The organism is Protofrankia sp. Cr2, from assembly GCF_963555885.1.
Classification (GTDB): Bacteria; Actinomycetota; Actinomycetes; order Frankiales; family Frankiaceae; genus Protofrankia.
Map to the genome: position 1 here is coordinate 27,595 of NZ_CAUVXG010000009.1, position 3,839 is coordinate 31,433.

At 68.3% G+C, this 3,839-nt stretch carries 4 protein-coding genes; 3 read left to right on the forward strand and 1 reads right to left on the reverse strand.

The window, feature by feature from the left end; all coding sequences use genetic code 11:
- Nucleotides 1-280 precede the first annotated feature (280 nt).
- Genes U9978_RS06890 through U9978_RS06900 form a run of 3 tightly spaced genes read left to right on the forward strand, consistent with a single transcriptional unit; the run spans nt 281 to nt 2,809 of the window.
- Nucleotides 281-733, forward strand: a complete 453-nt coding sequence (locus U9978_RS06890) for a DUF3099 domain-containing protein (protein WP_322760212.1) — start codon at nt 281-283, stop codon at nt 731-733.
- A gap of 31 nt (nt 734-764) precedes the next feature.
- The gene (locus tag U9978_RS06895) at nt 765-1,946 is read left to right on the forward strand and encodes a CaiB/BaiF CoA-transferase family protein (protein WP_322760213.1); all 1,182 of its coding nucleotides are present in this window, start codon (nt 765-767) and stop codon (nt 1,944-1,946) included.
- 5 nt (nt 1,947-1,951) lie between these two features.
- Complete coding sequence (locus U9978_RS06900) at nt 1,952-2,809, forward strand: SAM hydrolase/SAM-dependent halogenase family protein (RefSeq protein ID WP_416210876.1); 858 nt, start codon at nt 1,952-1,954, stop codon at nt 2,807-2,809.
- Between the two features lie 85 nt (nt 2,810-2,894).
- On the opposite strand, the gene pucL is transcribed toward U9978_RS06900, so the two are convergent.
- Nucleotides 2,895-3,788: a factor-independent urate hydroxylase gene (pucL, locus tag U9978_RS06905; protein WP_322760277.1), complete on the reverse strand. Its 894-nt coding sequence runs from the start codon at nt 3,786-3,788 to the stop codon at nt 2,895-2,897.
- Between the last annotated feature and the right edge of the window lie 51 nt (nt 3,789-3,839).

Here is a 3,839-nt window from a genome sequence, read left to right on the forward strand (position 1 = left end):
TTGCCGGTCGCTCTATGAGCGCCCGGCAATAGGGGTGTGGATCAAGGAGCGGGGCTGGGGTGCGTGCCCCAGGCTCGCGACGTCGCGTCCCGATTGCCGGGCGCTCATAGACGCTCTTTGGCGGGCGATGCGGCGCCCGGGCGCGCACACTGGACAGGCTCGGGCTCTCTTCATCTGACCACCCGTGCGCGGCGCCGTCTGCACGGGTCTGCGACGCGGGACGCGTGAGTGGCCACACGGACGTGGGTGGTCACAGAAAGCAGTCATAAGGGGTGCGTCGGTGCGGATCAGGCGGAACAGTAACACCACTTTGATCACCCGTGCGGCCCTGTCGCGCCCGGAGGAGATCCAACGCCGTCAGCGACGCTATGTGATTTCGATGCTGTTCCGCACCGCCTGCCTCATCCTCGCCGTGGTTGCGCTGCGCAACTGGGCCCGCTTCGCCGCCATCGCCGTCGCCATCGTCGTACCGTGGTTGGCAGTGGTATTCGCCAACGGCGGTCCACCGATCGAGAAGGACGCACCGTCGCTGCTCACCCCACGACAGCCGCCAACTGATGTCCCACCGCCGGCGCTGGGGTATGCCCATCACGAGGTTGTCGACGGTGTGGTCGTGGATGGCGTGGATGGCGTGGATGGCGATCGGGCCTCCGGCGGCGCGGGAAAACATGATCGCGCCGCCTTTGGCCGGGGCCAGCTGGAGGTGGGCCTCCGGCGGCGCGGGAAAACATGATCGCGCCGCCTTTGGCCGATAGTGTGAGAGCGTGCTGCCGCTGCAAGGTGTAACCGTCGTCAGCCTGGAACACGCGGTGGCCCTGCCGTTCGCCACTCGACATCTGGCTGACCTCGGCGCTCGGGTGGTGAAGGTCGAGCGGCCGGGCTCCGGGGATTTCGCCCGGGCCTACGACGCCGCGGTGCGGGGCGGGATGTCGGCCCACTTCGCCTGGCTGAACAGATCGAAACAGTCACTGACCGTTGATATCAAGGCTCCCGAAGGTCGCGCGGTGCTCACCCGATTGGTGAGCCGTGCCGACGTGGTGGCACAGAACCTGGCGCCGGGCGCCGCGGCCCGGTTGGGCCTCGACGCGGCCACGCTGGCAGCGGCGAATCCCCGGCTCGTGGCCGTGGATCTCTCCGGCTATGGCGCGCAAGGCCCCTATGCACACAAGCGTGCCTACGACATGCTCGTCCAGGCCGAGACCGCGCTGATCTCCGCGACGGGCACGGACGAGCACCCCGCCAAGGCGGGGTTCGCCGCGGGTGACGTGTCCGCGGGAACCTACGTCGTCCAGGCGGTCCTGGCCGCGTTACTGCGCCGCGAGCGTTCCGGCGCCGGCGCCGCTGTCGAGATCACGATGATCGACGCCCTGGCCGAGTGGATGGGGTACTCGGTACAGACCGTCGAACACACCGGCGTGGAACCACCACGGCTGGGCATCGGCCACCCGTCGATCGCGCCCTATGAGGCGTTCACGACAGCTGACGGCGACCGCCTGCTGATCGGCGTCCAGAACGATCGTGAGTGGGCTCGGCTGGCGACCGACGTGCTCGCCCGGCCCGAGGCCGCCGTCGCCGATGAGTTCGCCACCAACCAGGCCAGGGTACGTAACCGGGCGCGCACCGAGGCGCTGGTCGCGGACGTCATCGCGGCGCTGACCACGACCGAGACCGAGGCCCGTCTGGACGCCGCCGGCATCGCCCACGCCCGTCTCAACACCGTCCGCGGATTAATCGATCATCCTCAGTTGGCCGCGCGGAACCGGTGGACCTCGGTTGACTCACCGGTCGGACCGGTCCGCCAACTGCGCCCGGTGGTCGCCTTCCCCGGTGAGGACGCTCCGATGGGACCGCTGCCCGCACTCGGAGCACACACCGACGTCATCCTCGCCGAGCTCGGTTACGGTGCGCCGGAGATCGCCCGACTCCGGACGAGCGGGGTCATATGATCCGTATACCGTACGTGAGTTTTCTGTCTGACTACGGACTTTTCGACGGTTTCGTGGCGGCCTGCCATGGAGTGTTGCTATGTCGGGCGCCTGGCGTTCGCATCATCGACGTCACCCATCTCGTACCGGCCGGTGACGTGCGGCGGGGATCGGTCGTGCTCGCCCAGACGCTCGGCCACCTGCCACCCGCGGTGCACCTTGCGGTCGTCGACCCGGGGGTGGGCACCTCGCGCCGGGCAGTCGCGGTGGCCACCCCACGGGGATTTCTCGTCGGCCCCGACAACGGCCTGCTGCCACCCGCGGCCGACGCTCTCGGGGGCGTGCGCTCCGTGGTGGCCTTGGCGGTGCCCGCCGAAGTGCCGGCGACCTTCCACGGGCGTGATGTTTTCGCGCCCGCCGCGGCCGCCCTCGTGGCCGGCCACGACCTGGCCGCCCTCGGCGCACCGGTAGACCCAGCTGGGCTCGTGCGGCTCCCAGCGCCGGTTATGCGGCCCGCCCGGCCGGCCGTCAGCGGTGCAGCGTCCCCCACCGCCGTCGAGATCGAAGTCCTCACGATCGATACCTTCGGCAACGTCCAACTGGCCGCGGCCGCGGACCTGCTCGCCCCGGCAGGGGTTGCCCCCGGTCGTACCATCGAGATCACCGCGGGTCGGTCGGTGGCCACCGGCCTGTTCGGGATCACCTTCGCCTCGGTGGATCCGGGCGAGATCGTCGTCTACGTCGACTCCGCCGGGCTGGTGACGCTCGCGGTGAACCGAGGGAGCGCGGCGCAGCGCCTGTCGGTCACCACCGGTGACATCGTCCGATTGGCGGTGGCCGACGGTGACATTTCTACGGCCGCCGGCGGCGCGAAGAACCGATGATCGCGCCGCCTTCGGCCGACGGTGACATTCCTACGGCCGCCGGCGGCGCGAAGAACCGATGATCGCGCCGCCTTCGGCCAGTTGATCAGCACAAGCCCGGGGCCGCCAGCCAGGCCGGTCCGGGTGCGGGCGCGTCGTCGCGCTGCACGATCCCCTCGATTTTTCCGTACGGCCGGTCGGTCGGCTGGTAAACGATGTCGGGGTTGTCCAGCCCGAAGGGCGTGAGATCAACCAGGAAGTGGTGCCTGTTCGGCATCGACATGTGGATCTCGGCGACCTCCGGGTGAGCGGCGAGCACCTCCTGACCCATTGCGTACAGGGTTTGCTGCAGCGCGAGACTGTGCACCTTTGCAAACGTCTGCATGAGGACCGCCCGGATGTCGGTGAACAGCCGCCCGTACTCGACCTCGGCGCTGGTGTACCGCCATCGGGCGGTGACCTCGGTGGCGAGGACTCGGTCGTCCGTTTCGGGCAGCGTCGTGTACGTGTCCCGAACGAATCCGCGAAATTCTGATCCGGTCGACTTGAGTAGGATCAGTCCACCGATCCCGGCTATGACATAGGCCATGTCGTGGTCGAGAGTGACCACGGTCGTCCGGTATTCGCCGCCGACCCGCGAGAAAGAATGATCATCTGGATGGCCGGCGACGTCGATCCGCTGCCAGCCGTATTCAATGATCTCCATCCGGGCGCCGGTGGTCCCTTCATCGGATCCGACGAAATGCCGGGCGAGCCGCAGGCCGAATTCCTCGATCTCGCCGATACCACCGTCGCGCGCGAAGGCATAGACGGTGTTCTTCTGGGTGTCGGTGGGCAGCACGTGGCTGTTGTCCCCGGCGAGATATGCACCTGCGAAGTCACCCCGTAGCGTCGATGAGACGGTGATGTCTCTGATCCGGTGCGCCCGGGTCGAACGGTCGATATGGACGAGTCTGACTTCGGCCTTTCCATACTGGTTGTCGCCGAGAATGATTGCCATCGCACCTCCAGGTCGGGCCGACAGGCCGCGCCGTTGGTGCTCGGGGCGGCT